Source organism: Microcoleus sp. Pol17C6, assembly GCF_036701145.1.
Classification (GTDB): Bacteria; Cyanobacteriota; Cyanobacteriia; order Cyanobacteriales; family Microcoleaceae; genus Microcoleus.
Map to the genome: position 1 here is coordinate 32,220 of NZ_JAUBQH010000013.1, position 26,997 is coordinate 59,216.

Here is a 26,997-nt window from a genome sequence, read left to right on the forward strand (position 1 = left end):
CCCAAGGGAATCGCCATTCTTAAACAACAGAAACAACCACTCTAAAACCAACAATACTAGCCTTGCAATCGGGCTGATATCTGAGGCGACACGCGCTGCGACAATTCGGAGGATGATCGTTCCAAGAACCCCCCCGCAACAACCTCAGCGAACAGTCCCCGTCAGACTCCCAAACGCTACCATCCGCAGGCGCACCGTTATAATTATTGTGCCAAGAATCCGCGCACCATTCCCAAACATTTCCGTGGAAATCGTACAATCCGAAAGCATTAGGTTTAAAACTGCCCACATCTGTCGTTTGAAAGCGATAAACTCCCTTCGGCGCGTCAGCGTAATTAGAATTTCCGTTGTAATTGGCTAAGTCGCTGGTAATCGTTTCCCCAAAGTGAAACGGCCCCGTAGTTTTCCCCCGGCAAGCATATTCCCATTGGGCTTCGCTAGGCAAGCGATAATTCTTACCAGTTTTGCGAGAAAGTCTCGCGCAAAACTCCACAGCCTCGTACCAAGATACATTTTCTACAGGTCGATTTGCACCTTTAAAACGGGCAGCATCGGGATTGAGAAATATTTTAATTTCCGGCAGCGCCGCAACTGCTTTCCACTGGGCCTGAGTGACTGGAAATTTGCTAATATAGAAAGATCCTAAAGTTACTGGGTGCTGCGGTTTTTCGTCGCTGTCACCCCGATTTTTTGGAGAACCCATGAGGAAAGTACCGCCAGGAACAGATACCATTTCCAGCAGTGTACTGCTACCAAGATGTTCTTCAAAAAAACGCGCTTGCCCGCTGTTAACATTAGTTTGCTTCCCGCGCTTGTCTACTGTCACCACCTGAAATTTAAAAGTGCTTTTGACAGCGGGCATTCTCTGCGAGGCCTGGTTCGGAGGCGGATTGGTGCGGGATTTTACCCTGCTATTGAGAGAGATATTGCTATTGATTTGCCCGCTTTGATTGAGCGGAGTATGGATAGCAAGGGGCCCTCCCTTGGTCACAGAAGAATTTAAAGCAAGTGGGCCTCCCTTGGTCACAGAAGAATTTAAAGAAAGTAGTCCTCCCTTGACAAAAGGGGGTTGGGGAGGTAAACAATAGAGATTTAAAGCTTTAATTACTTCATCAGCAGATTGATATCTATTTTTGAGATAATCTTCAATTAACTTATCTAAAATTTTTGTCAACTCGCTGCTAATTTTTGTGCCTGCTGGCAAGCGTTCTCTCCACATCCAGCCGCCGTTTATCGGGTCATAAAGGTCATCGGAACCGTCAACTTTTGGCAAACATTGAGTTAGCAGTCTCAGGCAAGTTATTCCCAAACTGTACAAATCGCTTCCGGGGAAAACTTGACCGCGCATTTGTTCTACAGGCGAATATCCGGGCGTTCCTACCGTCGTGCCTACTTTGCTCATCAGCGAGCCCGTCACTTGCTTGGAAATACCGAAATCTATCAAAACTAACTCTCCCCGCTCTCCCCTTCGGAAAGCTGAATTCCGAAAATTTCCCGCCTTTGGCAGGGAGGAGCTAACAGAGGTGCGGCGCCGCATGATATTCTCAAGTTTGATGTCTCGGTGAATGACATGGCGATCGTGCACAAATTTCAAAATCGGCAGTACATCTGCCAACAACTGCCAAATTTTTTCTTCGCTAAAAACACCCTGCTGAGTTAATTCTGCTAGTAAAGTTTGCCCCTCAATCAACTCTTGTACTAAATAAAGTCGCTTGTCTTGTTCAAAATAAGCAATTAATCGAGGAATTTGGGGATGTTCACCGAGTTCGTAAAGTCGTTTCGCTTCTTCTTTAAACAATTGTGAGGCTTTTTCAAGTGCTGAGGTTCCTTGAAATTGGGGTACAAACTGCTTAATTACGCAGGGATCGTCCATGCGATCCGTATCTACCGCTTCATAAGTTCTCCCAAATCCCCCTTCGCCCAACAGTCGAATCACGCGGTAGCGGTTTCTGAAGAGAGGCGTGAGGTCGGACTGGCCGCAACTTTGACAAAATTTAGAGTTGTCGGGATTGAAAGGATGAGAACACCTGGGATTAGAACAGTAGAACATATCTGGGAAGAAATGATCCGGTTAAGGTTATGATATACCTTTTATGTCGGTCTGCCTCCTCATGGAGCTATAAAAATTAGAAAGAGATTTGAAGAAAAAAAATCATATCCCGATCGACTAATTTTCGCAACCCTCTCACCGCCGATAGTCCTCGTCGCAGTCCCCAATCGACTTATACAAATCTCTAGATTTCTCAGCAATAGGGCCGAACCGATCGACATCGGTAGTATTTAGTATCAAATTAAACACTCTAGAATTATCTGCCTAATGTTCGGATACTTCCAGCCTAAGACCAAGGATTGAGCCCCACAGCAGGTGGGTCTAAAACATCATTAAAATTAGTCAAAGCTAAATGTTTAATTTTCCCTTCATCCTAAATTTAAGCAGCAGCAATTGTGCGCTCCACAGTCTAATTCGATTCCAGGTTCTGTTTCATCTCGACACCCACCGCACGAGCGGCCGAATCTAAACTCTGTAGTAGTGTGTTTGACACAGTTTCTAGATCGACTTGGCTGCGGTTTTGACTGAGCTTGTACTTTCTTTCCAGTCGAGTTACAGTCATCTCAAATCCTACAATACCATCCATCATCCCTTCACGGAATTGATTTGATAAACCGTCCCAATGCGATTGGTAGTCAACCTCGTAGGCGTCTATCATCTGATTTATCATCTTGTTCATGGCTTTTGGTGAGTCATTGAGCATGATGATTTTGGGAACACCATACGCATGAACAGCAATATAGTTCCATGTTGGTACGCTCTCGTGTTTTTCATACTGTGTAGGGGAGATGTAAGCGTGCGGCCCGGTAAAGATAGCCAATGACTCAGCAGATCCGAAGGCTTGCCATTGAGGATTTTGCTTCGAGAGATGACCGCTCAATTTTACGACCTGCCCTTGCATTGCGATGACGAGAGGAATATGTGAAGCACAAGGTACAGCCTCTACGCTAGATACCAATGTTGCAAAACTATTGGCTCTCATGAAAGCAACCAGTTTATCAAGATTGTCTTCTTGAAAAGCAGTTGGTCTATACATGGAAATTTAATCGGGAGCTCAATCTCTCGTCCATTATACTACTCGCACAGAATTGAAGAGCGATCGCTCTACTGGTAATTTTAAAGTATTGGGTATTGCGATCGCGATCTAACGACTCGGTTCAGTGGCAGATCGCCCAGCCAGACCCCAAACACACACGCAGAAACAGGGTGGAGTTTCCGCTGCACCCTCATTGTTCGGCGCCTGTTGATAACTTCTACCTCCTTTGAACGAGGTTAATTGATTGTGCCAAAGTGGATAAGCGCTGCGCGGATCGCGATGAACCACACCGCGAGTGTGGCAAATAGGTAGAGGTAGAACCGAAGTATGATGAGATTGAATGTGCAATGAACAGCACTATGCAATGTACGAAATACAACGAATACCCACGCGGCGTTCACATACACTGTATCCACCTGCTTTGTGATGAACAGGTATAGGACAAGCGCATAGAAAAGTACCGGAATCTCGAACAGGTTTTTTAGGTTATCCGATGGATTGGATACGCTTGGTGGCGAAATTTGTGCCAGTGCGCCCGGTACAGCAAGTTCATTCGGAGCGAGCTTGATACTGCTGATAAAACTGATACGGCGGATGTACATATACACCCAGACTAAGAATGTTAGAAACACTGTTGCAAAGAAGGGACTAAAAATTGTATCTTGCGTCATTTATACCTCTCAAATTTAATGGTTATGATTGTTGGTGGGCGAGAAAGTGCGCCCTAGGGAATGTACAAGGCTTGAAGAAACATAGAGTAATGTAAATCCAATTAGAGGATGGAGTATTTCCAGGTGAAGAGGACTGTTGAGATGAATGCTGGAAAATTGTAGCCCAAGCAGCACTGGCAAACTTGCGGCGAGATTTCGTATTCTGCGTGAGAAGGGCGCGATTAACGACCATCCCAGTAATACTAATGACAGCCCACTGTACCCTCGCACGAACCAAACATGAATATTCCACCATGCAGGATTATTGAAGTAGGCAACTCCAACCGTTAATAACTGAGCAATCAAGCAGACATTAAAGATGATTGAAGTCACATAAAAGCTGATGAGTATCACACGTGTGGGAGTGCGCTCAGGCTCGATTTCCGAACTGGTTGTCATGTCAAGTTGCTTTGGAGTTTACAAGGATAATATAATTCGAGTATTGCAATGCTTCTAGACCTCGATCGGGTACTCTTTTTGACACCATGACCATGAACAGTCCCTTGCAGCTTTTATTTGAAGCGCTCGACCAGGTAAAGGACGAACAAGATTTGCGATCGCAAGTCCTGCCCAAAATCGGCGAGTATTTTGCAGCTAAACGATCGGGAATCTTTTTCTTCGATCAACTGCCCTTGGTAGATAGTAATCTTCAGAAAATACTGAAAGTTGGGCTATCGATCGAACACAATCCTGTTGTGCGTTATTTAGCGGAGCGCCACGCTCCTGTCCATGAAGCATTGGTGGCATCTCCCAAGGTTTGGACAATAATTTGTCCCCGACCCGATCATTGGCACGTGATGGCGGGGCCGATTGTCAGTCGCGGTCAATTAATGGGTGTAGTGGGTTGCACCCGCGAACAGTCAATGCCCGCTTTCGATACAGAAAATCTAGCGGATTTGAGTGCGATTTGTTTGCACTTGTCTGTTTGGGCTGCAACAGTACGCGAAGCGAAGCTATCCCGTAGGGAATCGCAACACCAACCTTTCAAGACCTCACGCCTAACGCCTCGTGAATTGCAAATTGCCGAATTGGTTGCTTTGGGGCGAACCAACGCAGAAATCGGGAGGGAACTTTGGATTACTGAGAATTCAGTGAAGCAAGCTTTGAAGCGAATGTTCCGTAAGCTTGAGGTTTCGTCTCGTGCAGAAATGGTTGCACAGCTTTCCGCGACAAAACACCATTTGCCAAGTGTAAAAAGCTCTCCATCCCACTTGATGCAGAACATCCACCAATAAACTTAACGCTAGAAACATCAAGAGCGATCCTCTTCGAGGGCTTCGCTAACGCATTGAATTGAAGGGCGATCGATCTACTGGTATTTTTAATGTATTCAGTATTGCGATCGCTTACCGTCGCAACTCCTTCAGTCCATCAACGCTCGTTTACAAACATCAAGTCCTTGAGTTAAGCATTGTTCTCGCCACTTGCGAGATCTGGGTGCAAACATTTCTACCAACTGGTTTTTTGTCCATTCATAGTTCTGGTCTGACTTACCCCACCAGTAAGCACGATTCTCCGCCCGCAATGCCTTCAAAACTTTAATCGTTGAGTAAGTGCCAAATTCTGCAGTTAGTAAATCATAGCGACACTCTGGTAGAAGAGCTTGGCACCATGTTTTTAATCCACCGCGAATTGGATATGACACACCTTCTGTATTGTTCGGTTCTATTGTTTCTGCTCCAAATCGTTGAGCTAGTCTTGAACAAGATTCTGATGTTGCAGATCCGTTAAACAAAAGCTTATAAGTTCCCCAGCGCCCTAAACCTGTGTGGAAATCAATATGCACTACCTCAGAAGCATTACCAATCCATTGGGGCAAATTGCTAGCCAGAATCTCTTGAGTTTTGGATGGAGCATGACCGCCAAAAAACAGCCCCTTTGGAAAATCGTATTGCCCTACAGGAAAAGTGTTTTTCAAACTCGTCATTCCATATTTCAAAATCAGCCAGAGAGATTGAAAAATATAAGGTTCAAAGCGTGATGGCGACGACGTTGAATTTAGAAAGGAATTGAATTTAGGATAATCCTTTGGGCTGCCATCAAAATTTTCTTCAGATAATAAAAAGTTACGGTTTATGTCTATGTTGTTTTCATTCCAACGTCGTCGCCATGCAAAACCATAAGGATTCAGAGCATGAATAAATATAACCTTAAAATCAGGCGACAACGATCTGAGAAGTTGGTGATTTTCTAACAAGGTAAGTTGAATTGCAGAGCCCAGAAAGCCTTCTACTCCATGCAAGCCACTAGAAATGACTACACATCGTCGTGGGTTGGAAGAACCACCGATAGCCACATCAATAGTTAATTCTTCACCAGTTGGACTAACCTGCTCGATTGGATAGGCAGTGTCCTGATAACCGACAGATGAAGATGCTGCTCGAAATCGCTCTCGTGCCGTAATGTAGTTGGGTGAAAATGCTTCTGAATAGCTCATAAATTTTAATTACCCACCAGTAAGCTTACAACTATGCTTCAACAAATAACTCAGAGCGTATAACTATTAATTATACTGTAGTTGCTGTCTAACACTTCGATCGCCCAAACTAATATCACACTATCCATAGGACAATAAGGCTAGAAACTCAGAGAGCGATCCTCTTCGAGGGCTTCGCTAACGCACCGAATTAAAGAGCGATCGCCCCCAGGTAATTTTGAAGTATTGGGTTTGGCGATCGAGTGTGGGAAACTACAATTCATCAAATGAATGATTAGATATTACTTTGTAGTTTGGGGCAATAATTGATTTAGTGCACCACACAAGTATCCCTTCACCGTGTCTTTACTTGCACCCACCCCACTGGGAAGGGTAAAGATCATCTCAACATTTAATAGATTGCCGTCCATTGAGGCAAATACATCAATTGGCAAAGCACGCTGAAATGCTGTGGCGGGATTTTCTGCTTTCATTACACCTAAGTTCAGATCCGTGCTGAGAGTCTTGATGCCTTCGCGGGCCAAAATGGGTCGTAATTGGGAAAATGCTCTCTCTATCGATAACCCCTCAACCTGAACACGTGCAGAAAAGGCGGCACCATTCAAAAAGTCCCCCTTTTTTTGAAAGCTTTCCTCGCAGGTTGTGGCAACAGCGGGGGTGGCTAAACATATGAGAGCTAGAGTCAAGACAAGCGATCGCATATTAGCTTAGTTATAAAAATGAAACGAAACAATCATCAAGATTATGATGACCCATTATAGGATTGTTTGGCAAGTGATGCAAATACCTTCGATGGTTTTTAGCATGAGTTGCAGTCCGGTTAGCATTCGCTGCTATCCTCCCAACTAGAGAAACTAGAATAATTAAGGGTAAAGACTAAAAGAGCGATCGTACTTAAGTGAACCTCGTAGTGAATAGAAGGTCGATTTAATGCTCGATTCTCATCTTCCAACCACATTTTACTCGCTTCACGTAAGTTCGCTTGTATGTCGTCTAAAGTTTCTCCTTGAGAATGCGCTCTCTTAGAAAACGGAAACATAGAGTACATATAAATCAGGGTCAGAGTCTTTCGGAACCACCCCAGTGAACGTTCTTATGAATTCCAACTCTAACAGCTTGACTTTCAAGCAAAATCCAATAAAATTAAGTTTAGCCTATCTATCACCTACCATACGTGAAATTACTTAGAGAGACGCTCAATGACACTACCTACAGATGCAGCAAGTTTATATCCAATAGGGATACCCAAAAGTCTAGCATTTGGATGTTTCGCACTCAGGTAATCAGCAGCGTGTAAACCATTTTCATCAACTTTAGAGTCGCCTGTTTCTATATCAAGGATGACCATCTTGCCAATATTATCTTCTAACTCAATTTTTGGGGGTATGCTGCTCTCATACAAATGTTTCGCTCGACGCGAACACTAGCGCTCGGTCGCAGTGCTGCAAATATGTGGTAGTAGGATGTATAATAGTAAGTTGGAATAATTCATGCTGAAACAGGTAAGCTACTGGGATGTGAAAAACCTGAGTTCGGAAAACTTTAAGCATCTGTGCGAAGTACAGCGAGAGACGTTTAAACAGATGATTGAGGTAGTGCGATCGGATAATTTATGTGAATGCGCCTTCTTACTTGTCCAACTCCAGCAGAAGTATTATAGATAAATATCCGACCCTGATGCACTTTAGCATTGAATGAGCGGATAAAATATTGCCACTTGCTAATAAGCTGATTCCCTGCTCGTTTAATTTTTCCCAACAGGCGATCGAACATCGCCGCCTCCGATTTCCCTCTATCAATTCCAGGCCAGAATAATCGTACTCATGGAAAAAACGAATATGAAAACCACGCTGCCAGGTTACAAACTCTTATCGTTGCCGCTTCATGAAGGTGTCAATACAGTTATTTATCGGGGGGTTAAGCAGTCGGAGCAAACTCACGTTATAGTAAAAACCCTCAAAGCCGAGTATCCCACAATAGAAGAAATCGCCCGGTTGAGACATGAATATAAAATCCTCAAAACTCTTGACATGGCAGGGATTGTCAAAGCTCACTCTTTACAAAAGCATAATAACGGTCTGGCGCTGATATTAGAAGATTTTGGGGGAAAATCTCTGAAAAACCTAATCGCAGCTAAACACCTTGAAATAAGCGAATTTCTAAGTCTGGCAATTCATTTGGCAGAGACCCTAGCTCAACTGCATGAAAATAAGATTATCCATAAAGATATTAAACCGCAGAATATCATTATCAATTCCAAAACAGATAAAATTAAAATCATAGATTTTAGCATTTCCACGTACCTAGAGCGAGAAAACCAGAGCCTCAGCAATCCCAACTTGCTAGAAGGCACCCCCGCCTATATGTCTCCAGAGCAAACCGGGCGGATGAATCGCTCAATTGACTACCGCACCGACTTTTACTCATTAGGTGTCACCTTTTATGAAATTCTGACTGGAAAGCTGCCACATCAAGCCACCGACCTCCTGGAATTAATTCACTGCCATATCGCTAAAAGACCAGTGCCACCCCATGAGCATATCGGTGAGATTCCCGAAGCGATTTCTGACATCGTAATGAAATTATTAGCCAAAACCGCTGAAGACAGATACCAAAGCGCCCTGGGGCTAAAAGCTGACCTAGAAATGTGCCGTCATCAACTGCAAACGCATGGGAAAATTGGCAACTTTCCCATCGGTAAGAGGGATAAATTTGGACAATTTCTTATCCCGCAAAAACTATATGGCCGCGAGCAAGAAGTAGCCACTTTGATGGAAGCCTTTGAGCGAGTCTCCGGCGGAAACAGCGAAATGATGCTAGTGAGCGGTTACTCAGGAATTGGCAAATCTTCCTTAGTGAATGAAGTTCAAAAACCCATTCTCCGGCAGCGGGGCTATTTTATCTCCGGTAAATTTGACCAATTAAAGCGAAATATTCCTTATGCTTCATTGATTCAAGCTTTCGCCGGCTTGATGCGGCACCTGTTAACAGAAAGTTCGGAAAAACTAGCGATTTGGAAACAGCAACTTTTAGAAGCTTTAGGCTCCAATGGCCAAGTCATAATAGATGTCATTCCCGAAGTCGAACTGATTGTCGGCCCTCAAGTAGCTGTTCCGCAATTGGGGCCATCTGAATCAGAGAATCGCTTTAATCGCGTGTTTAAAGAATTCATTCATGTATTTACTAAACCCTCACACCCCCTCGTCGTCTTTTTGGATGACTTACAGTGGGCAGATTCGGCATCGCTCAAGTTAATTCATCTGCTGATTTGTGACCCTGACAGCCAATATTTACTGCTGATGGGAGCCTATCGAGATAATGAAGTTAGTCCGACGCATCCGTTGATGCTGACGTTGGAGGAGATTCAAAAGAATGGGGCGGTTGTAAATAATATCACCCTCCGTCCTTTGGATATTGGCAACGTCAGCTTGCTGGTAGCGGATACCCTGAAGGAGTCTTCCGCTCCGAGAAACCGGGTTTCTGAATTGTCCGAGCTACTTTTCAATAAAACTCAGGGGAATCCTTTCTTCTTGACTCAGATGTTCGCTACTCTGCATCAAGAAAAGCTATTAACCTTTGAATTCAGTGCTGGGTGCTGGCATTGGTCATTGAACCAAATTCAAGCAGTAGGCATCACGGATTATAATGTCGTCGAACTGATTGCCAGAAATATTCAAAAACTCTCGGAGGAAACGCAGGATGTCTTAAAATTAGCCGCCTGTATTGGAGACAAATTTAATTTAGAGGTTCTGGCTATTGTCAATGAAAAATCTCAGTCGGAAACGGCAGCCCATTTGTGGGAAGCGCTTCAGGCTGGCTTGGTTTTGCCCCTGAGCGAAGCCTACAAAATCCCTCTCGTTTTTACCTCCGATGAAATGAGCAGGGAAGGAAATGAGACAATAGCTCCAGATTCTCCTCTGCTATCATGCTCACCTGGTCCTTTCCCTTACAGCCATCACGCGCCTATCGCTTACAAATTTCTCCATGACCGGGTGCAGCAAGCGGCGTATTCTCTTATTCCCGAATCTCAGAAACAACAGACCCATTTAAAAATTGGTGAACTGCTACTTGAGAATACTCCAGCAGACGAGATTGAAGAAAATATTTTTGAGATTGTCAATCAGTTAAATGTTGGGGCTGACTTCATCACCGATCAGCCCAAAAAAGATCGTCTAGCCCGATTAAATTTAATAGCTGGTCGAAAAGCCAAAGCAGCGTCAGCTTATGAAGCTGCTGTCACCCAACTAAGAGTAGGGTTAGAACTCTTGGCAGAAAACAGTTGGCAGAGTAACTACGATCTGACACTAGCACTCTATGTAGAAGCGGTGGAAGCAGAATATATTAATACCAATTACGAAAAGTCAGCAATTCTTGCTGAAGTTGTTCTGCAACAAGCTAGCACCCTGCTCGAAAAAGTGAAAGTATACGAGCTACAAATCCAGTATTATATGGCTCAAAATCAGATGTTAAAAGCCATTGATACGGGACTGCAAGTGCTGGATATGCTGGGTGTTTCCTTGTCAAATGACCAGGGTAACGGGGGTTTTCTGGTTGAGTTGCCAAATATCGCAGACTTAGACAATATCCCAGAGATAACAGACCCTTACAAAATAGCCGCTTTAAGTATACTGACTTCTCTTATTTCTCCTGTTATTACTGCTAATCCCGCAATTTTGGCTCCACTTGCAGTGACTTTGGTTAAAATCTGCATGGAGTATGGTCATTCGCCTTTTACTGCTTTTGCGTATGCTTTTTATAGTGTAATACTGTGTTCGGTAATAGGGGATATAGATGCCGCATATCAGTCGGGTAACTTGGGATTAACGTTGTTGAATAAATTTAATGCTAACTCGCTTAAATGTAAAGTTAATCAATTATTTTATGGCTTGGTTATACACTGGAAAGAGCCAGCTAAAAAAGCTTTAGTCCCCTTACTGTCAGCGTTTCAAAGTGGAGTGGAAACTGGAGATATAGAATATGCCGGTTATTGTGTTACTGTCTATTGTGCGAGCATATTTTTAACGGGCGAACGATTAGACATTGTAGAAGAGGAACAAGAGCAATATCTAGATTTAGCGCTCAAACTAAAACAAGATTATTCTATCTATTACATCCAAATATTTCACCAATTGACGCTAAATCTTCAAAATGAATCTGAGACCCAATGTCAGTTGGCGGGCAAAAGTTTTAATGAAACACAAATGTTGCCTGTTTTTCTTGAAACTAACAATAGAATTTTGCTGTTTATAACTTATCTAGCCAAGACAATTCTATTATATCTATTTAAAGAACCCAAGAATGCCGTTGCCAATGCCAGTTTAGCCGCCGAACACGCAGTCAGCGTGATGGGAATGGTAGTTAGTGCTCCTCACAACTTCTATTATTCCCTTGCTCTACTCGCTGTTTATCCTCAAGCTTCACACGCCGAACAACAGCAATACATCAGCTTAGTTGAAGCTAATCAAGAAAAAATGCAGAAATGGGCATTTCATGCCCCGTCTAACTTCCAGCATAAGTACGAATTAGTGGAGGCGGAGAAAGCGCGGGTATTGGGTAAAATTGGCAAAGCGATGGAGTATTATGACGCTAGCATTCAAGGAGCCAGAGAACAGGGATACATTCAGGAAGAAGCCCTAGCTAATGAACGGGCTGCTGAGTTTTATTTCTCTCGCGGGCGGGAGAAGATAGCGGAGATTTATTTGACGGATGCTTACTATGGCTATCTTCGCTGGGGAGCCAAAGCAAAAGTGCAGGATTTATCAGAAGAATATCCTGAATTCTTCTCGCGAATACTGACTAAAGAAACCCCCAGCTTCGACGTATCACGGACGACGTGTTCGACGACTACCGGGAGTTTTGCAGCACTGGATTTCGCCTCTGTGATGAAATCTTCTCAAGCTATTTCTGGCGAAATTGTTCTGGAAAGTCTGCTTTCTAAGTTATTGAAAATTGCGATCGAGAATGCTGGGGCTGAAAAAAGCTATTTAATTTTGGACAAAGATGGTCAACTCGTGGTAGAAGGGACGGCAAGCATAGATAATAATGAGGTAGTCGTGCTGCAATCCGCACCAATAGAAACTACTCAGAAATTGCCTTTTTCTCTCCTCAATTATGTGGCTAGGACTCAGAAAAATGTGGTTTTAAATGATGCGAGTCAGGAGGGAATTTTTACCAGGGATAGCTATATAGTTAACGCCCAACCCAAGTCAGTTTTATGTATGCCGATCGTCCATAAAGGAAAGCTCATTGGTCTGCTTTACTTGGAAAATAATCTGACAAGGAGTGCGTTTACTCCCGATCGCCTAGAAGTTTTAACCGTGCTCTGTTCTCAAGCGGCGATTTCCCTGGAAAATGCCCGACTCTATGCCAATTTGTCTGAGGCGACTGACAACCTGAAACAAGCCAATGAGCAATTAGAAGATTACAGCCGGACTTTAGAACATAAGGTGGAAGAGAGGACGCAGGAATTAAAAGAAAAAAATCTGCTCCTGAGCCAGGAAATTCGCGATCGCGTGCAGATAGAGCAAGCTCTGCGAATATCAGAAGCGCAACTAAAAAAACAAGCCGAACAACTAGAGCTTTCTTTCCAAGAACTCAAGCGCACCCAGACCCAGCTAATTCAGACTGAGAAAATGTCCTCCCTGGGACAGATGGTTGCCGGGGTGGCCCACGAAATCAATAACCCGATTAACTTCATATATGGCAACCTAACTCACGTCAGGACTTACTGTGAAGATATACTAGGACTGGTGAAACTCTATCAAGAACAATACCCCCATCCCACAGCAGCGATTGTTGAGGATATTGAGGCAATCGAATTAGATTTCTTGATGGAAGACTTACCCAAAGTGCTGGATTCGATGAAGGTGGGGGCAGACCGAATTCGCGAAATTGTCCTCTCCCTGCGAAACTTCTCGCGACTGGATGAAGCGGAAATGAAAGAGGTCGATATCCATGAGGGCATCGATAACACCCTATTGATTTTGCAGCACCGACTGCAAGCCAAATTAGACCAGCCTGCTATTCAAATAATTAAAGAGTACGGCCCGCTGCCGCTGGTGGAGTGCTATGCGGGCCAACTGAACCAGGTGTTTGTAAATTTACTGGCGAATGCGATTGACACTCTTCATGACCAAAGGGGGGCGCGCACGATCGCAATTCGCACCTCAGTGGGGTATGGGGAAGAAGAAAAATCCCCGATTTCCAATCCCCCCCTTGCGAAAAGCTCTACATCTTCTTCGGCTGAGGTGGATTCCTCCAAGCTCGGCGTGACCCGCAAAGCTCCCCAATTTGTTGTGATTCGCATTTGCGACAATGGCCCCGGTATGACAGAGGAAGTGAACCGGCGGTTGTTCGACCCGTTCTTCACGACGAAACCTGTAGGGAAGGGCACCGGTCTGGGGCTGTCAATCAGCTACCAGATTGTGGTAGAAAAACATCGCGGACAGTTGAAGTGTGTTTCTCATCCCGGCCAGGGAGCAGAGTTCATCATTCAGATTCCTATTAGACACGACTCTCAAAAATTGGCTTTGCAAAGCCAAACCTGATGATTAGTTGTTATTGCTATTTCCTGTAGTCCTAAACAGATAATCATAAGTTCTAGTGATGAATAGACATCTTGAAAAAGTCTGGGCGCAATTCCTTCTCTGCGCCTCTAATTCTATTGAGCTTTATGAAGATTTTAAACTGGAGTGAGTTCATAATTATAAATTATAGCTATCAGTTACACTGTAAATATGATACCTCACTTACTCCGGGCGATCGACCTTGACAAATATCGCACTCTTGGCCGAACAATAAGGATAGAAATTCAGAGAGCGCTCGTAGCGAATTGAAGGGCGAGTCAACAGATTACCTCTAAACGGTCGGGTGCATGGGCGTTGTTATGCCGTGTCCACTGGGGACACCTTAATCGTATGCTTTTGAATTCATGTAATGTCCCATTTGACCTTCACACATTAAGCAACCTGATAAAAAACTATCTTCTAAATTTCCAGCAATAAATGCATCACAGTATCCACAGCAGCCTACATCGTTATCGTTGTGGACTTTATGGCACGAAAAGCAAATCCATTTGTCCCCTAATTCCACTACCGATGACTCCGTTTCACAATCGTTACAGTGAGCAAAACTATCTACATCTTCAGCATCATCATTCAGCTCAAAAGAGTTACTACATGAGCTACAACTCAAAGAGGGAAAAATATTAGATTTCTCTTGAGCTTTGATTAAATTTGAGTGGCAGACTGGACATCTAATATTTTCTACTATATGCTCTAACACCGAGCTTTTAAAGCCCAATTTCTCCCAGGATTGTCTACAATTTTCCTCTGCGGCTTTGTACACCTCTTCTGTTTCTAATAGAGTTTCCCAGCACTCTTCACCAAGAAGGTTAAACGGTTCTTCCTCTAAATATCGACTAATGAAATCTTGAATTATAAAAAATGACTTGACAATGACTTCACGAACTGCGCTAGGCGACTTATCTGGATAGTAATGTTCTATCTTATTGCGGAGCTTATTGAGTTCTTGAAATCTTTTCCAATCATATTTTATCTTCAGGTCTTTAAATCTTTTCTCAATTGTGTGAACATCTACTGTTTTCTCAGTATCTCCAACAAATAAGATGTTACCTTGGTCACCACGAATAGGCTTGATCGATTGTTTGATTAAAACTTCGTTGTCACCTTCCTGTTGTGGCGATAAGCGCTTTAGTTTTTCTTTATATAGAAGAAGTATTCCAGCGCAAATGTTTCTCACTGCAGATAGGTATCTTCTGTCGTCCTCCATCAGATAGTCTTCAACACCCACCTGTATGGAGTCAATGGCGTTTTGAAGCAGCGACATAACTTACCTGTTTGAATATAGGGGTTAAATTCTAAATTTAAGCTAAGCGATCACTCAGCAGCATGACTATTAATTATACTGCCTACTCCCTTTGTTTTTCAACCCAAATTTTAATTGCTTGAGAGCCAAAGTTTCCCTGATTTGTCTATCAATAAAAATAGAAAACCCCCAAACTCTATCTTTCTAAGATTTTGGGGGTTTTCTTCCTAAATCCAGTTTAAATTACAACTTACTCGGCTCGATCGCCGGTGCGCGCAAAGACACAGTTTTATCCGCAGCAGCCTTAGCCACCAAAGAAGGCACAGAATCGCGCAACTTTGCAGTCAACTGTACAGTAGTCGCATCGTAAACCTGAGTCAGCATCTTCGGATACAAACCAATGCCAATAATCGGCACTAACAGAGCCGCAATAATAAACACTTCTCGCGGTTCCGCATCCACCAACTCTTCGTGTTCCGACAATTCCTTATTTTCAGGGCCGTAGAAGATTTCACGCAGCATCGACAGCAGATAAATCGGAGTCAAAATCACCCCGACAGCAGCTAGAAATACCACGCAAACCTTAAACACTGGATTGTAAGCATCGCTGGTTGCAAAACCCACAAACACCATCAATTCTGCTACAAAACCGCTCATTCCCGGCAAAGCCAAAGAAGCCATAGAACAAGCAGTCCACATCGCGAAAACCTTACGCATTTTCTGCCCCACACCGCCCATTTCATCGAGCATGAGGGTGTGAGTACGATCGTAAGTGCATCCTACCATAAAGAACAAACTCGCCCCGATTAAACCGTGGGAAACCATTTGCAGCATTGCACCGCTAATTCCCAAATCGGTAAACGAAGCTATCCCAATCAGCACAAACCCCATGTGCGAAATCGAAGAATAAGCAATTTTCCGCTTCAAATTGCGCTGAGCAAAAGAAGTTAATGCCGCGTAAACAATATTTACCACACCCAAAATTACCAAGATGGGCGCGAAGGTAGCGTGAGCATCTGGGAGCATTCCCGCATTCATCCGCAGTAAAGCGTAACCGCCCATTTTTAGCAGAATTCCTGCTAGCAACATATGGGCGGGTGCGGTTGCTTCCCCGTGAGCGTCAGGGAGCCAAGTGTGCAGCGGAAAAATTGGCAGTTTGACGCCGTAAGCTATTAAAAAACCTGTATACAGGATCAATTCTACATTGGGGGCATAATCTTTAGCTGCGATCGCCCGCATATCGAAAGTCACCGTATCGCCGTAAAACGCCATCGTCAGCCCGCCAAGCAAAATAAACAGCGAACCGCCTGCGGTGTACAGGATAAACTTAGTTGCTGCGTAGAGGCGCTTTTTGCCGCCCCAGATGGACAAAATCAGGTAAATCGGGACTAATTCCAGTTCCCAAACCAGGAAAAACAGCAACATATCCTGCACGGCAAAAACTGCGATTTGGCCGCCGTACATTGTCAGCATCAAAAAGTAAAAAAGCTTCGGTTTAAATGTGACAGGCCAAGCAGCTAAAGTAGCCAGCGTAGTAATAAAACCAGTCAGCAGAATCAGCGGCATTGATAAACCGTCAGCACCCACCGACCAATTCAAATCGAGTTGCTGCACCCAAGTATAGCTTTCTACCAGTTGCAAATCTGGATTGCTGAAGTCGTACTGAGTGTAAAAAGCGTAAACAAGTAGGGCAAAATCGATTAAACCCACAATTAGGGCATACCACCGCACCGTCTTGCCATCCTTATCGGGAATTAAAGGAATCAGCAAGGACGCAGCAATGGGAAACAGAATTGTTGTTGTTAACCAGGGAAAGTTAGCTGTATCCATTGCGTTTTAAAATGATCCATCAGTTATTAGGTTTAAACACATTTTGGCAATTTTAGCCTAAATTTTATACTTTCTTTAGACGGAACATTTTTTTTTGCTATTATTTGGACAAATTATGCGATCGCAACAGTTAAGTTTAATGAAAGATTTATTTCTATAGCAATCCTCGCATCATTTGTGAATTTCTTACTCCCTCCCCTTGGCAAGGGGATGGTTGGGGTGGGGTAAAAAATTTATGACTCCTGCAAGGATTGCTATATTTGCTAATTGTCAATTGTGATTTATTAACCTAATACCATTTTTTAAAATATCTCCTAGTGGGGATACGGTCATGCCCAAAGCGTGTAAACTTAAGCCTAAAATCCTTGATAAATATTGCTTTTACCTGAGTCTAGATCCTCCTAAATCCCCCTTAAGAAGGGGGACTTTGAGAGCATACTCTTGTTCCCCCCTTATCAAGGGGGGTTAGGGGGGATCTAGACTTCGAGACAAACAAGAGATACAGTCGGTTTGACATTAAGTTGACACTAAATGCCGTGTCCCTAAAGATTTAACCGACTCCAGAAACGATCGCAAAACCCAGAACTGCGACAAACACAATCAGGGCATAAAATTGAGCGCGACCGCTCTCAAAGTATTTCAAACCTTCGCCGCTAACCAGAGTGATAAGCCCTGTTAAGTTGACTACACCATCGACGACTCGCAAATCCACTTCCATGACTTGCCGCGCTAAACGGCGGCTGCCTTTGACAAAGAGAAAATCGTTGATATCGTCGAGATACCACTTGTTGAGGGAGAACTCGTAAAGCGGTTTGATTTTTTGCGCGATCGCACTTGCGTCAATTTTACGGCTCAAATACATCAGAGAAGCCAAAGTAATGCCCAGCAAAGCAATACCTACAGAGCTTCCGCCCATAATCAAAAATTCCGTCAAATTGAACTCAGCAGCGTGTTCCAAAACTTCTTCGAGAGATTCCCCTGGCGCGCGAACAAACTGCTCGAAATAATTGGCAAACGGCGTACCGAGAAAACCGATAAACACAGAAGGTACTGCTAGCAAGACTAGCGGCAGAGCCATTGTCAGAGGAGATTCGTGAGGCAAATGGTCGTGCTCATCGTGACTGTCGCCAGTTGATGCCAATTCCTTAACGTTCATCGCTCCCGGGCCAAAAACAACACCGGGTTGCAAGAGTTGCCGCTTGATAGCGCTGTCATTGCCCCGAAATTCGCCCTCAAAGGTGCTGAAATACATTCGGAACATATAAAACGCGGTCATCCCGGCCGTCAACCAGCTAACAGCCCACAGAGCCGGATTTGCTGCGAAGGCGCTGGCGAGGATTTCGTCTTTTGACCAAAAACCGGCAAACGGGGGAATGCCACAGATTGCCAAATTTCCGATTAAAAAGCAAGAAGCGGTAATCGGCATATATTTCCGCAAGCCGCCCATGACTCGCATATCTTGAGCGAGTGCGGGGTTGTGGCCTACAACTGCTTCCATACCGTGAATCACTGAACCTGAACACAGGAACAGCATTGCTTTGAAATAAGCGTGAGTCATCAAGTGGAAAAGTCCGGCACTGTAAGCGCCGACGCCCATTGCCATCACCATGTAGCCGAGTTGGGAGATGGTGGAGTAGGCTAAGCCTTTTTTGATGTCATTTTGGGTAATCGCGATCGAAGCACCCATAAATGCCGTAAAACAGCCGGTGCAGGCGATCAAATTCATGACTGCCGGCAGCCCTTCAAACACCGGGTACATCCGAGCGATCAGGAATACGCCAGCGGCTACCATTGTCGCGGCGTGGATCAGAGCAGAAATCGGTGTCGGGCCTTCCATTGCGTCTGGCAGCCAGACGTGGAGGGGGAATTGAGCGGATTTAGCTGCTGGCCCCAAAAATATCAGGACGCCGAAGATTGTCGCCAGAGTCGCCGAAAGAGCACCGGATTCGACTAAGGAGTGCAGGCGTTCGCCCATCACGCTAAATTCAAAGCTGCCGGTGGCCCAGTAAATGCCGAGGATACCCAGCAGTAGGCCGAAGTCGCCAACGCGGTTGGTGACAAAAGCTTTTTGGCAAGCGTCAGCAGCGGGTTTGCGATCGTACCAAAATCCGACTAGCAGGTACGAACACATACCTACGAGTTCCCAAAAAATGTAAATCTGAACGATGTTCGGGCTGATTACTAGACCTAACATCGACGCGCTGAAGATGCTCAGGTAGGCGTAAAAGCGCACGTACCCGTCATCGTGAGCCATGTAGCCGTCGGTGTAAATCATCACCAAAAAGGCGACCGTAGTGACGATCGCCAGCATCACCGACGTTAGGGGGTCGATGATATAGCCCATATTCAGCGAGAAGTCGCCTGCAGAAGCCCACTGAATAGTGCGGGTGTAGGGTGCGTGGCCCTGTAGTTGACTCCACAGCAATGCGAAGGATAGTACCATTGACCCTCCGAGCGCGGAGACGATTAATATCGCATTCGCTTGTCGGAGTTTGTTGGTTGCCTGGTTAAAGGTGATTAAGCCTAGACCTACTAGCATTGCGCCTGCCAGCGGCAGGACTGGAATCAGCCAAGCATATTGATAAAGCAGTTCCATGACTGATAGGTAGTTTAAAGTTTCTACTAGATTGACAAAACTGTAAACAATTGTGACACAGGCTTGGACGACTGGGCATAAATGCTTGATTTTTTTTGAAGTATGCTGGGTTGGGGGCCTTATCGATTTAGGTTTTTAGGAGTTAATGTGCCATAAATTTCACCCCGAACGGAGTCGGGATGAATGAATGCCGCTGAAACTGATATTGCGGAGGTCGATCGCGATTACCCCAAGTTCAGAATCGAATCTGTAGTGGATGCGATGAATGTGGAACTGCGAACAGTTGCGGGTTCTGCATTTAAAACATTCGCTAAAATGTCGCCATTAGCTAACAAAATTAGCGTGTTTGCACCCTCGGCATTGAAATTGAGGTCATTAAGACTGATACTGCCTGCGATCGCAATTCTATCCCCTTGATTTAAATCGGTAATTCGATCGGCAAAATTGGCATCCCGCACCCCTGCATCAACATCTATTTTGATAATAAAATTATCTATTTCGCCGCCGCCCGTAAGAATGTCAAAACCTGCATCGCCTAATAAAAAATCATTGCCTTCGCCGCCGTTGAGAGTATCATTTTCTCTACCTCCCCGCAAAAAATCACTGCCACTTCCGCCGTCTATACTATCATTATCTTGACCGCCGGTGAGCAGATCGCTACCATCATCTCCGAAAATTAAATCGCTGCCTTTGCCACCCCGCAGCAAGTCGCTACCAGCGCCGCCGCGCAGCACATCATTTTCAGCATTCCCATTAATTACATCATCATCTGATGAACCACTCACGGTATCGTTACCGTCTAAGGCTCGCACGCCGCCAGGAAATTGAGTCGCACTGTTTGGAGGTATTTGAAATAAATCATTGCCAAGAGTTAAGTCAAAAAAACCTCCGCTAGCGGAGGCAGTCAATAACTTATTAAAAACGCTCAACTGCTCAAAGTCTGTGATACTTCCAGAAAGCTGGCGCACAAAATCCAGCGACTCCCGCGACGGAATCAAAATCATTTGGGTCAAGAACTGGTCGTCCTCAGTACGCAAAGCTTCCAAAACGCTCTCCAAGTTCACCACCTCAATCTTAATTGTGGCTGTCACGCTGGGCTGCTGCTGCTGCTTAAAACGATCGACCATTCCCTGCAAATCCTCCTTGTTAAAAAACAAGGGAATCACCTCTTGCTGGTTGCGCTGAATCGTCAAATAACCATTTTCCGGGCCACCTCTGGCCAAAAACAGAGGTACACCGTTGAACTCGTTAACTTGTTGACCAGTCTGCTGAAGTACAGTTTTAGCCAACTGCACCTGCTGCGGAGCCGGAACGTAAGAAAATTGGATCTCCTCCGGCTTGCCTTTATTTGCTTGAGAAAGCTGGTAAATTTCCCCTAGCGACACCGGCGTCACGCGCACGGAGGCCGCCAACTGAGGGTTTGTAGTTTTCAGTCGATCGATAAAAGCTTGAGCATCCTGCTGGCTGATAAAAATTCCTGTCACCGAATCATTGCCGCTTTGACCCTCACCTTGTTTGGGAACAGTAGCGATGAGGGGAGCACCAACCGCATCTGTAATCACAAACACCGGCACCGAGCGCAGCTTTTCGTCAATTTCTGTATTAGACAGTGCTAATGCTTGGAGATTTCCCGCTTCCGAGGCAGGGAGCAAGTCAACCTTAACTAAATTAGACATGGTGGTATTAACACGTGTTAAATTCGTTAAATCTTGTACTTACCGGCACAATAGGTGTTATATCCCCGATTTTTTTAAGAAGTCGGGGTTCTAACAGCTATGGGACTTCTTAAAGATGTTACCTGTTGGCTACTTCCTGAAGTTGCAGCCGTTGAGATGGGGAAGCTACGTGAGCCTCGAGCATCCAGGAATCCAGAGTCCGCCGCAGTTCCTCCCGCCCTTGGTAGTCTTCCAATCTAAATCGAACTTTATCGCCCTCAAACAAAATCAGCGTGGGCAGACTTGTCAGCCGATAAGTGTGGGCCAACTTGAAACATTGATCGGCATTCACTCCTACGAGCTTGACTTTTTCTGCCCACTGTGCCTCAAAAGTCTTAAGCGTGGGGTCGATCGCGCGGCACAAACCGCACCAAGGAGCCGAAAAGTGAACTAAAACGGGGGTAGAGGCTTGAAACACCTCTTGTGCAAAAGTGCGTTCGCTAACCGACAACACCATGAGCCCTCAAAATTTAATAATTTTTTTTCTATTCTAGGGATCATGCTACCAGTATATGTTCCTAGTTACACGCATCAAAAAAGGATGAATTTCCCACAGCAGGCCCGTAAAAATGACTACACCTAGGTAGGAAGGGCGCAGAAATTCAAGCAAATCAAGGGTTTGACGCTTTTGTAGGATTGCCAAAAATGGAATTATTGAGGTTCGAGATTTGATGGTTTCAAAGGATTCTCCAAAACGAGCCTGAAGCCGCCTGTCGCCGTGCCACACTCCGAACAGGTGGTGAAGTACCAAACCGATAGAAGTGACGAGGGTAAAGCTAGTGCCAATCCACAGGGTGTGGGCCACGCACCAAATCACTTGTCCCACCATTTGCGGGTGACGGGTGATGCGAATGATGCCAGTTTCGTAGAGGTGAACTTGGGGCTTTTGGACGGCGGCAATTTCTAGGAGGTTGAAAGTTGCTGGGTACAGAAACAGAAAGGAAATTGCCGAAAGTATCCAAACTGCGGGTTTAACTCCGGGTAATCCCTGTACTTGCCAAAGCTGTACGCCGTCGTAGCGGTGGTTGAAAAAGTAGACAATCAGAATGACGGCTAGCGGCAAACTGACTAGGGCAAACAAAACGCGGTAAAGTCTCGGCCCGATCAGCTTTTCACCTTTGGGCCGGAGGGCTGCTAAACCGCTGTGGGCGATCGCAAAAACCAGTAACAAGCCCAGAATAACTAAGTGGGAGTCGAGCGCCAAGTCGATCGTCATTGCAAATATTAAGAAAAGTTATTGATTCTCGGCCAATTTGTGTCACAAAGTATCTATGGGAGCATTCAGCGGTTATCAGTCAGTTAACTGTTCACTGTTCGCTGTTGACTGTTGACTGTTCGCTGTTCGCTGTTGACTGTTCGCTGTTGACTGTTCGCTGTTTGCTGTTCGCTGCCTACAGTCAACCGTCAACCGTCAACTGACAACTGACAACTGACAACTGACAATTTAGATATATGTCTGACCTTCCTTTCACTTTAGACCAGTTACGCATTCTCAAGGCGATCGCCTCTGAAGGAAGCTTCAAACGCGCCGCGGACAGCCTCTATGTATCCCAGCCAGCAGTTAGCTTGCAGGTGCAAAACTTAGAGAGACAGTTGGACGTGCCGCTGTTTGACCGGGGGGGGCGGCGGGCGCAACTGACCGAAGCCGGACACCTGCTGCTGAGTTACGGCGAGAAAATTTTATCGCTTTGCCAGGAAACTTGTCGAGCTCTCGAAGACTTGCAAAATCTCCAAGGCGGTACTTTGATCGTCGGCGCTTCTCAAACAACGGGAACTTATTTGCTGCCCCGGATGATCGGGATGTTCCGCCAAAAGTACCCGGATGTAGCAGTACAGCTTCACGTTCACTCGACCCGCCGCACGGCGTGGAGTGTGGCGAACGGGCAAATCGATTTGGCAATTGTTGGCGGAGAGATTCCTACCGAACTTGTAGAAGCTTTAGAAATTGTTCCTTACGCTGAGGACGAACTGGCTCTGATTCTCCCTCCGTCCCACCCGATGGTACAACAAGAAACTATCCAAAAAGAAGACCTTTACAAATTGCAGTTTATATCCCTCGATTCGCAGTCTACGATCCGCAAAGTAATCGATCAGGTACTGACTCGTTGCGGCATTGACACGCGCCGCTTGAAAATAGAGATGGAACTAAATTCGATCGAAGCCATTAAAAATGCCGTTCAGTCGGGGCTGGGAGCTGCTTTTGTCTCGGTTTCGGCGATCGAAAAAGAGTTGCTCATGGGCGTCTTGCACAAATCTCAAATGGACGAAGTTTTGGTAACTCGCATTTTGTCGCTGATTTACAACCCCAACCGCTACCGTTCTAAAGCAGCAGAGGCCTTCAGCAATGAAATTTTGCCGCAGTTTGCTACTTATTCGACCATCTTGGAGAAGAAAGAACCCCCTGCCCTCGATTTGGGATTCATAGAAATAGCAACTCCCAACTCGGCGGGAAGTTAATCTCTTAGGTCGCTGGCAGTTAGCAGTTCGCGGTTAGTTGAGAAATCGAAATCTGGTTTAACCATCACTTTTTCTTCGTTCTTCCCTTTTCCTTCTTCCCTCTTCTTAGCAAACAAAAATGGAAGTTTACTGCACCCGACCGGGCTGCCCGCGCCCTCAAAACTATTTTCCCGACCTCGATGACAGTTCGCTGCTGAAAACCGTGCAGCAAAAGTTTTGCACGACTTGCGGGATGCCCCTGATTTTGGGCGGGCGCTATTTGCCCGTGAGGTTGTTGGGTCAAGGCGGTTTTGGGGCGGCATTTTTGGCTAGAGACCGCTATACTCCAGCGATGCGGCAATGCGTTGCTAAACTTTTGCAGCCGTCGGTAAGTCTGACTCCGCCACAGCTACAAATCGCTCAAACTCTGTTTGAACGGGAAGCGGCGGTGCTGGAAGAACTGGGAAACGAACATTCCCAAATTCCGAGTTTGCTGGCTTTTTTTGAGCTGACTGTTACGAGTTTGCAGCCGGGAAAAAACGATCAGTTTTTCTATCTGGTTCAAGAATTTATTGACGGTAAAAATTTGGAGGATGAACTAACTGTTAAAGGCAGGTTTTCGGAGGTGGAAACGGTGGAGGCGCTGCGGGAAATTTTGAAGGTTCTCGATTTTGTTCACTCTCGCGGTTCGATTCACCGAGATATTAAACCTGCTAATATTATGCGGGGTAAAAACGGTCGGCTTTATTTATTAGATTTTGGGGCTGTTAAACAAGTAACGCAAAGTGTTGGGGGTGCAAAAGCTTCGACTGGTATTTATTCTTTGGGTTACGCTCCGCCAGAACAGATGAGCGGGCAAGAAGTTTATCCGGCAACGGATTTGTATGCTTTGGCTGTGACTTGTATTACTTTGCTGAGTGGTTTGCAGCCGACTGAGTTGTTTGATAGTTACAGAAACGAGTGGAATTGGCAGTCACGGGTGCAGGTAAGTTCGCGTTTGGCTCACGTTCTCGATCGAATGTTATTATCAGCTCCCAGCCAGCGTTTTCAATCTGCGAGTGAGGTGGAAGCGGCTCTGATGTCTCGGCCTCAACAACATTCTCAACCACCTACAGTCGTGGTGGCGCCGCCTCCGATACCTCTTCAACCGACTCTGCCGCCTCCTGTACGGGTTCCTGCAACACCTCCAGGAGGGCTGCAACCTTCGCAGAGAGCGACTTTTTCGATTTGGGAGGTTTTGTCCGGGGCGGCGTTTACGGGTTTTGAGGGGGGGGTGCTGGCGATCGCCCTGACGAGTTTGCTGCCGTCTCCTGGCTTGAGTATCGGATTGTTGGGGATGATTGTGGCGGGTTTGATTTACGGCCTGTACCGCAGGGCGATCGAACAAACTGAGATGTTGATTATTGGTGCAGGTACTGTGGCTTTGCTGTGGTTTTTCCCGGCTTTACAGACGGCGGCACTTGCGATTTATCCGAATTCTCCGATCACGGGCGTGTTGTTTGTGGGATGGTTGGGTGCTTTAGGTGCGATCGCTGGAACAGCTATTTTTCGCTTGGTTTATAAGTTACTTTCTAATATTTTTTAAGCTAATTAAATCGATGCAAAATCAGAAGTTGATTAACCCGAATTGGGTCATTGCTTGGGGCCCAGAAGCCCGATCGCGCCCTGCAACTTGGGAAACTTCCGGTTTTGCCATAATCGGAGCTCAACCCACCTTCAGCCCCAATCAGCGATTTGTGCTGGTAGGTGACTGCTGCTTTGATCGCACTCCAATGCTCAAACAACAGATTGACACAGATGGATTGACCGATTTGGCGATCGTCGGGCGGCTATGGGAACAGTCAGGTCCTCAAACTTTGAGCTTACTGGAAGGACAATTTGCCGTGGCTGTGTGGGATAGAGAGGAGCAAACCTTGTGTCTGGGGCGCGATCGCGTGGGAGCCAAAACGCTCTATTACACCCGTGCAGAAACTACTCGCTGGATCGCGCCTCGACTGCGATCACTCAATCCGTATCACGATCGAGAACTTGATTTAGTTGCTTTGCGCGACTACTTGTGCTGTGCGTTTGTACCCGGAGCACAAACCCTGTGGGAAGCCGTGCGAGAGTTGCGGCCCGGTAGCTACCTGTACTTACCGGATATTGAGGGGCAGAGATACTGGCAGCCACAGGAGCAAATTACTAACGCCGATCGCCCTTTGGAATGGCACAGTCAACAAGTGCGATCGCTTTTGGAACAACTGGTGCAGGAAGCGCTACCAGCGGGAGAACCAGTCGCAGCATATCTTTCGGGCGGGATTGACTCAAGTTGCGTCGCGGCGATCGCCACAAGGCTGCACGATCGTCCGGTACACACTTTCTCGATGCACTTTGGCGCTCAATATCCCAGCGAGATTGAATTTGCCAACATCGTCGCAGCACATTGTGGTACTGAGCACCATATTTTAGAAGTTTCGCCGCAGCAAATTTGGGAGTTGCTACCGGAAACGCTGGCGGCGATGGATGATCCGGTGGGGGAAGGCTTGACGGTTCCCAATTTGCTGTTGGGGCGATCGGCAAAGCAATTCGCAGACGTGGTACTGAATGGCGAAGGCGGCGATCCGTGCTTTGGCGGGCCGAAAAATAAGCCGATGTTACTCAACAGTTTGTATGGTTCGATTCAGGGTAAACCAGATCCGATCGCAGCTTATTTGACTTCGTTTCAAAAATGCTATGTGGATTTGCCACGTTTGCTGAAGCCGGAGGTTTGGGAAAAGGTGAAGAATGCGCCTTCCGTCTTTGCTGAGGAATTGCAACAGACAGAAACGACGTTTTTGAATCGGCTGATGCGGCTCAACATTGAGTTTAAAGGAGCCGATTACATTTTGACCAAGGTGAATAATCTCACGGCTGCGGCGGGACTAAAAGCTCGATCGCCTCTATTCGATGCGCGGATGGTGGGGCTGAGTTTGCAAATTCCGCCCGAATATAAGCTTTCGGGCGCGCAGGAAAAAGCGGTTCTCAAAGCTGCTGTGGCGGATTTGCTGCCCGATGTCATTGTCAACCGTCCGAAAAGCGGCATGGTGATGTCGATGCAGCAGTGGTTTTTGAGGGATTGGCAGCGGCAAGCGCGATCGTTGCTGCTGAATCGTCATGCGGCGATCGCGCCTTACCTCGATCGAACACTAATCCGCGAGTGGCTAAACTATCGTGGCGAAGTTTTTCCCCGCTATGGGCTGAAGCTGTGGCTGCTGGTGACGCTGGAAATTTGGTTACAAGTGAATCGCCGTTAGTTATCCCAAATTAGGAGACGCCGCTGTGCCTTTCGTCATGTTAAATTCAGCAGTTGACGCCCAAATTGCTCGATCGACAATGGTATTTT

21 protein-coding genes are annotated in these 26,997 nt (G+C 45.8%); 6 read left to right on the forward strand and 15 right to left on the reverse strand.

Going from position 1 to position 26,997, the window contains the following annotated elements:
• Positions 1-19 precede the first annotated feature (19 nt).
• The 4 genes from QUA25_RS09135 to QUA25_RS09150 all read right to left on the reverse strand — a co-directional run bounded on the left by QUA25_RS09135 (position 20) and on the right by QUA25_RS09150 (position 4,195).
• On the reverse strand, positions 20-2,050 hold the full coding sequence (locus QUA25_RS09135) for a bifunctional serine/threonine-protein kinase/formylglycine-generating enzyme family protein (RefSeq protein ID WP_333037149.1): 2,031 nt from the start codon (positions 2,048-2,050) through the stop codon (positions 20-22).
• Positions 2,051-2,459: 409 nt separating this feature from the next.
• Positions 2,460-3,086 carry an FMN-binding negative transcriptional regulator gene (locus QUA25_RS09140; RefSeq protein ID WP_333037150.1) on the reverse strand — a complete coding sequence of 209 codons (627 nt, stop codon included), beginning with the start codon at positions 3,084-3,086 and terminating at the stop codon, positions 2,460-2,462.
• 236 nt (positions 3,087-3,322) lie between these two features.
• A complete protein-coding gene (locus QUA25_RS09145; protein WP_333037151.1) occupies positions 3,323-3,757 on the reverse strand; it encodes an MAPEG family protein in 435 nt (144 codons plus the stop codon).
• Between the two features lie 15 nt (positions 3,758-3,772).
• Positions 3,773-4,195: a DUF6220 domain-containing protein gene (locus QUA25_RS09150; RefSeq protein ID WP_333037152.1), complete on the reverse strand. Its 423-nt coding sequence runs from the start codon at positions 4,193-4,195 to the stop codon at positions 3,773-3,775.
• 92 nt (positions 4,196-4,287) lie between these two features.
• Here QUA25_RS09150 and QUA25_RS09155 point away from each other — a divergent pair, with 92 nt between their 5' ends.
• On the forward strand, positions 4,288-5,031 hold the full coding sequence (locus tag QUA25_RS09155; RefSeq protein ID WP_333037153.1) for a LuxR C-terminal-related transcriptional regulator: 744 nt from the start codon (positions 4,288-4,290) through the stop codon (positions 5,029-5,031).
• A 128-nt stretch (positions 5,032-5,159) separates the two neighbouring features.
• Here QUA25_RS09155 and QUA25_RS09160 read toward each other — a convergent pair whose 3' ends face one another.
• From QUA25_RS09160 to QUA25_RS09180, 5 genes are all read right to left on the reverse strand, one after another.
• Positions 5,160-6,233, reverse strand: coding sequence for a M14 family metallopeptidase (locus QUA25_RS09160; protein ID WP_333037155.1), 1,074 nt, complete (start codon positions 6,231-6,233; stop codon positions 5,160-5,162).
• 140 nt (positions 6,234-6,373) lie between these two features.
• Positions 6,374-6,496: a hypothetical protein gene (locus QUA25_RS09165; protein WP_333037157.1), complete on the reverse strand. Its 123-nt coding sequence runs from the start codon at positions 6,494-6,496 to the stop codon at positions 6,374-6,376.
• A gap of 18 nt (positions 6,497-6,514) precedes the next feature.
• Positions 6,515-6,934, reverse strand: coding sequence for a hypothetical protein (locus QUA25_RS09170; RefSeq protein ID WP_333037158.1), 420 nt, complete (start codon positions 6,932-6,934; stop codon positions 6,515-6,517).
• Between the two features lie 119 nt (positions 6,935-7,053).
• A complete protein-coding gene (locus tag QUA25_RS09175; protein WP_333037159.1) occupies positions 7,054-7,272 on the reverse strand; it encodes a hypothetical protein in 219 nt (72 codons plus the stop codon).
• A 141-nt stretch (positions 7,273-7,413) separates the two neighbouring features.
• Positions 7,414-7,635, reverse strand: a complete 222-nt coding sequence (locus QUA25_RS09180; protein ID WP_333037160.1) for a hypothetical protein — start codon at positions 7,633-7,635, stop codon at positions 7,414-7,416.
• 88 nt (positions 7,636-7,723) lie between these two features.
• Here QUA25_RS09180 and QUA25_RS09185 point away from each other — a divergent pair, with 88 nt between their 5' ends.
• Both QUA25_RS09185 and QUA25_RS09190 read left to right on the forward strand, forming a co-directional pair.
• Positions 7,724-7,897: a hypothetical protein gene (locus QUA25_RS09185; RefSeq protein WP_333037161.1), complete on the forward strand. Its 174-nt coding sequence runs from the start codon at positions 7,724-7,726 to the stop codon at positions 7,895-7,897.
• A 174-nt stretch (positions 7,898-8,071) separates the two neighbouring features.
• The gene (locus QUA25_RS09190) at positions 8,072-13,780 is read left to right on the forward strand and encodes an AAA family ATPase (protein WP_333037162.1); all 5,709 of its coding nucleotides are present in this window, start codon (positions 8,072-8,074) and stop codon (positions 13,778-13,780) included.
• A gap of 361 nt (positions 13,781-14,141) precedes the next feature.
• On the opposite strand, the gene QUA25_RS09195 is transcribed toward QUA25_RS09190, so the two are convergent.
• The 6 genes from QUA25_RS09195 to QUA25_RS09220 form a co-directional block, all read right to left on the reverse strand.
• Positions 14,142-15,080 carry a hypothetical protein gene (locus tag QUA25_RS09195; protein WP_333037163.1) on the reverse strand — a complete coding sequence of 313 codons (939 nt, stop codon included), beginning with the start codon at positions 15,078-15,080 and terminating at the stop codon, positions 14,142-14,144.
• Positions 15,081-15,302: 222 nt separating this feature from the next.
• Positions 15,303-16,889, reverse strand: coding sequence for a photosynthetic/respiratory NAD(P)H-quinone oxidoreductase subunit D1 (ndhD1, locus tag QUA25_RS09200; protein WP_445242207.1), 1,587 nt, complete (start codon positions 16,887-16,889; stop codon positions 15,303-15,305).
• A gap of 550 nt (positions 16,890-17,439) precedes the next feature.
• Entirely contained in the window at positions 17,440-19,485 is a 2,046-nt protein-coding gene (locus tag QUA25_RS09205; RefSeq protein ID WP_333037164.1) for an NAD(P)H-quinone oxidoreductase subunit 5, read from the reverse strand.
• Between the two features lie 224 nt (positions 19,486-19,709).
• Entirely contained in the window at positions 19,710-21,161 is a 1,452-nt protein-coding gene (locus tag QUA25_RS09210) for a Tic22 family protein (protein WP_333037165.1), read from the reverse strand.
• Positions 21,162-21,279: 118 nt separating this feature from the next.
• Positions 21,280-21,657, reverse strand: a complete 378-nt coding sequence (locus tag QUA25_RS09215; RefSeq protein ID WP_333037166.1) for a thioredoxin family protein — start codon at positions 21,655-21,657, stop codon at positions 21,280-21,282.
• A 45-nt stretch (positions 21,658-21,702) separates the two neighbouring features.
• On the reverse strand, positions 21,703-22,416 hold the full coding sequence (locus QUA25_RS09220; protein ID WP_333037167.1) for an NnrU family protein: 714 nt from the start codon (positions 22,414-22,416) through the stop codon (positions 21,703-21,705).
• Positions 22,417-22,652: 236 nt separating this feature from the next.
• On the opposite strand from QUA25_RS09220, the gene QUA25_RS09225 reads away from it, so the two are divergent.
• The 3 genes from QUA25_RS09225 (at position 22,653) to QUA25_RS09235 (ending at position 26,908) form a co-directional block, all read left to right on the forward strand.
• Positions 22,653-23,657 carry a LysR family transcriptional regulator gene (locus tag QUA25_RS09225; RefSeq protein ID WP_015174889.1) on the forward strand — a complete coding sequence of 335 codons (1,005 nt, stop codon included), beginning with the start codon at positions 22,653-22,655 and terminating at the stop codon, positions 23,655-23,657.
• 118 nt (positions 23,658-23,775) lie between these two features.
• The gene (locus QUA25_RS09230) at positions 23,776-25,221 is read left to right on the forward strand and encodes a serine/threonine-protein kinase (protein WP_333037168.1); all 1,446 of its coding nucleotides are present in this window, start codon (positions 23,776-23,778) and stop codon (positions 25,219-25,221) included.
• A 13-nt stretch (positions 25,222-25,234) separates the two neighbouring features.
• Positions 25,235-26,908 (forward strand): asparagine synthase-related protein, encoded by a 1,674-nt coding sequence (locus QUA25_RS09235; protein ID WP_333037169.1) that lies wholly within the window; start codon positions 25,235-25,237, stop codon positions 26,906-26,908.
• Positions 26,909-26,997 lie beyond the last annotated feature (89 nt).

Excerpts from the sequence above, each read along its gene's own strand:
- QUA25_RS09135 (WP_333037149.1), bottom strand. The coding sequence starts at position 2,050 with ATGTTCTACTGTTCTAATCCCAGGTGTTCTCATCCTTTCAATCCCGAC.
- QUA25_RS09140 (WP_333037150.1), bottom strand. The coding sequence starts at position 3,086 with ATGTATAGACCAACTGCTTTTCAAGAAGACAATCTTGATAAACTGGTT.
- QUA25_RS09145 (WP_333037151.1), bottom strand. The coding sequence starts at position 3,757 with ATGACGCAAGATACAATTTTTAGTCCCTTCTTTGCAACAGTGTTTCTA.
- QUA25_RS09150 (WP_333037152.1), bottom strand. The coding sequence starts at position 4,195 with ATGACAACCAGTTCGGAAATCGAGCCTGAGCGCACTCCCACACGTGTG.
- QUA25_RS09155 (WP_333037153.1), top strand. The coding sequence starts at position 4,288 with ATGAACAGTCCCTTGCAGCTTTTATTTGAAGCGCTCGACCAGGTAAAG.
- QUA25_RS09160 (WP_333037155.1), bottom strand. The coding sequence starts at position 6,233 with ATGAGCTATTCAGAAGCATTTTCACCCAACTACATTACGGCACGAGAG.
- QUA25_RS09165 (WP_333037157.1), bottom strand. The coding sequence starts at position 6,496 with ATGAATTGTAGTTTCCCACACTCGATCGCCAAACCCAATACTTCAAAA.
- QUA25_RS09170 (WP_333037158.1), bottom strand. The coding sequence starts at position 6,934 with ATGCGATCGCTTGTCTTGACTCTAGCTCTCATATGTTTAGCCACCCCC.
- QUA25_RS09175 (WP_333037159.1), bottom strand. The coding sequence starts at position 7,272 with ATGTTTCCGTTTTCTAAGAGAGCGCATTCTCAAGGAGAAACTTTAGAC.
- QUA25_RS09185 (WP_333037161.1), top strand. The coding sequence starts at position 7,724 with ATGCTGAAACAGGTAAGCTACTGGGATGTGAAAAACCTGAGTTCGGAA.
- QUA25_RS09190 (WP_333037162.1), top strand. The coding sequence starts at position 8,072 with ATGAAAACCACGCTGCCAGGTTACAAACTCTTATCGTTGCCGCTTCAT.
- QUA25_RS09195 (WP_333037163.1), bottom strand. The coding sequence starts at position 15,080 with ATGTCGCTGCTTCAAAACGCCATTGACTCCATACAGGTGGGTGTTGAA.
- ndhD1 (WP_445242207.1), bottom strand. The coding sequence starts at position 16,889 with ATGGATACAGCTAACTTTCCCTGGTTAACAACAACAATTCTGTTTCCC.
- QUA25_RS09205 (WP_333037164.1), bottom strand. The coding sequence starts at position 19,485 with ATGGAACTGCTTTATCAATATGCTTGGCTGATTCCAGTCCTGCCGCTG.
- QUA25_RS09210 (WP_333037165.1), bottom strand. The coding sequence starts at position 21,161 with ATGTCTAATTTAGTTAAGGTTGACTTGCTCCCTGCCTCGGAAGCGGGA.
- QUA25_RS09215 (WP_333037166.1), bottom strand. The coding sequence starts at position 21,657 with ATGGTGTTGTCGGTTAGCGAACGCACTTTTGCACAAGAGGTGTTTCAA.
- QUA25_RS09220 (WP_333037167.1), bottom strand. The coding sequence starts at position 22,416 with ATGACGATCGACTTGGCGCTCGACTCCCACTTAGTTATTCTGGGCTTG.
- QUA25_RS09225 (WP_015174889.1), top strand. The coding sequence starts at position 22,653 with ATGTCTGACCTTCCTTTCACTTTAGACCAGTTACGCATTCTCAAGGCG.
- QUA25_RS09230 (WP_333037168.1), top strand. The coding sequence starts at position 23,776 with ATGGAAGTTTACTGCACCCGACCGGGCTGCCCGCGCCCTCAAAACTAT.
- QUA25_RS09235 (WP_333037169.1), top strand. The coding sequence starts at position 25,235 with ATGCAAAATCAGAAGTTGATTAACCCGAATTGGGTCATTGCTTGGGGC.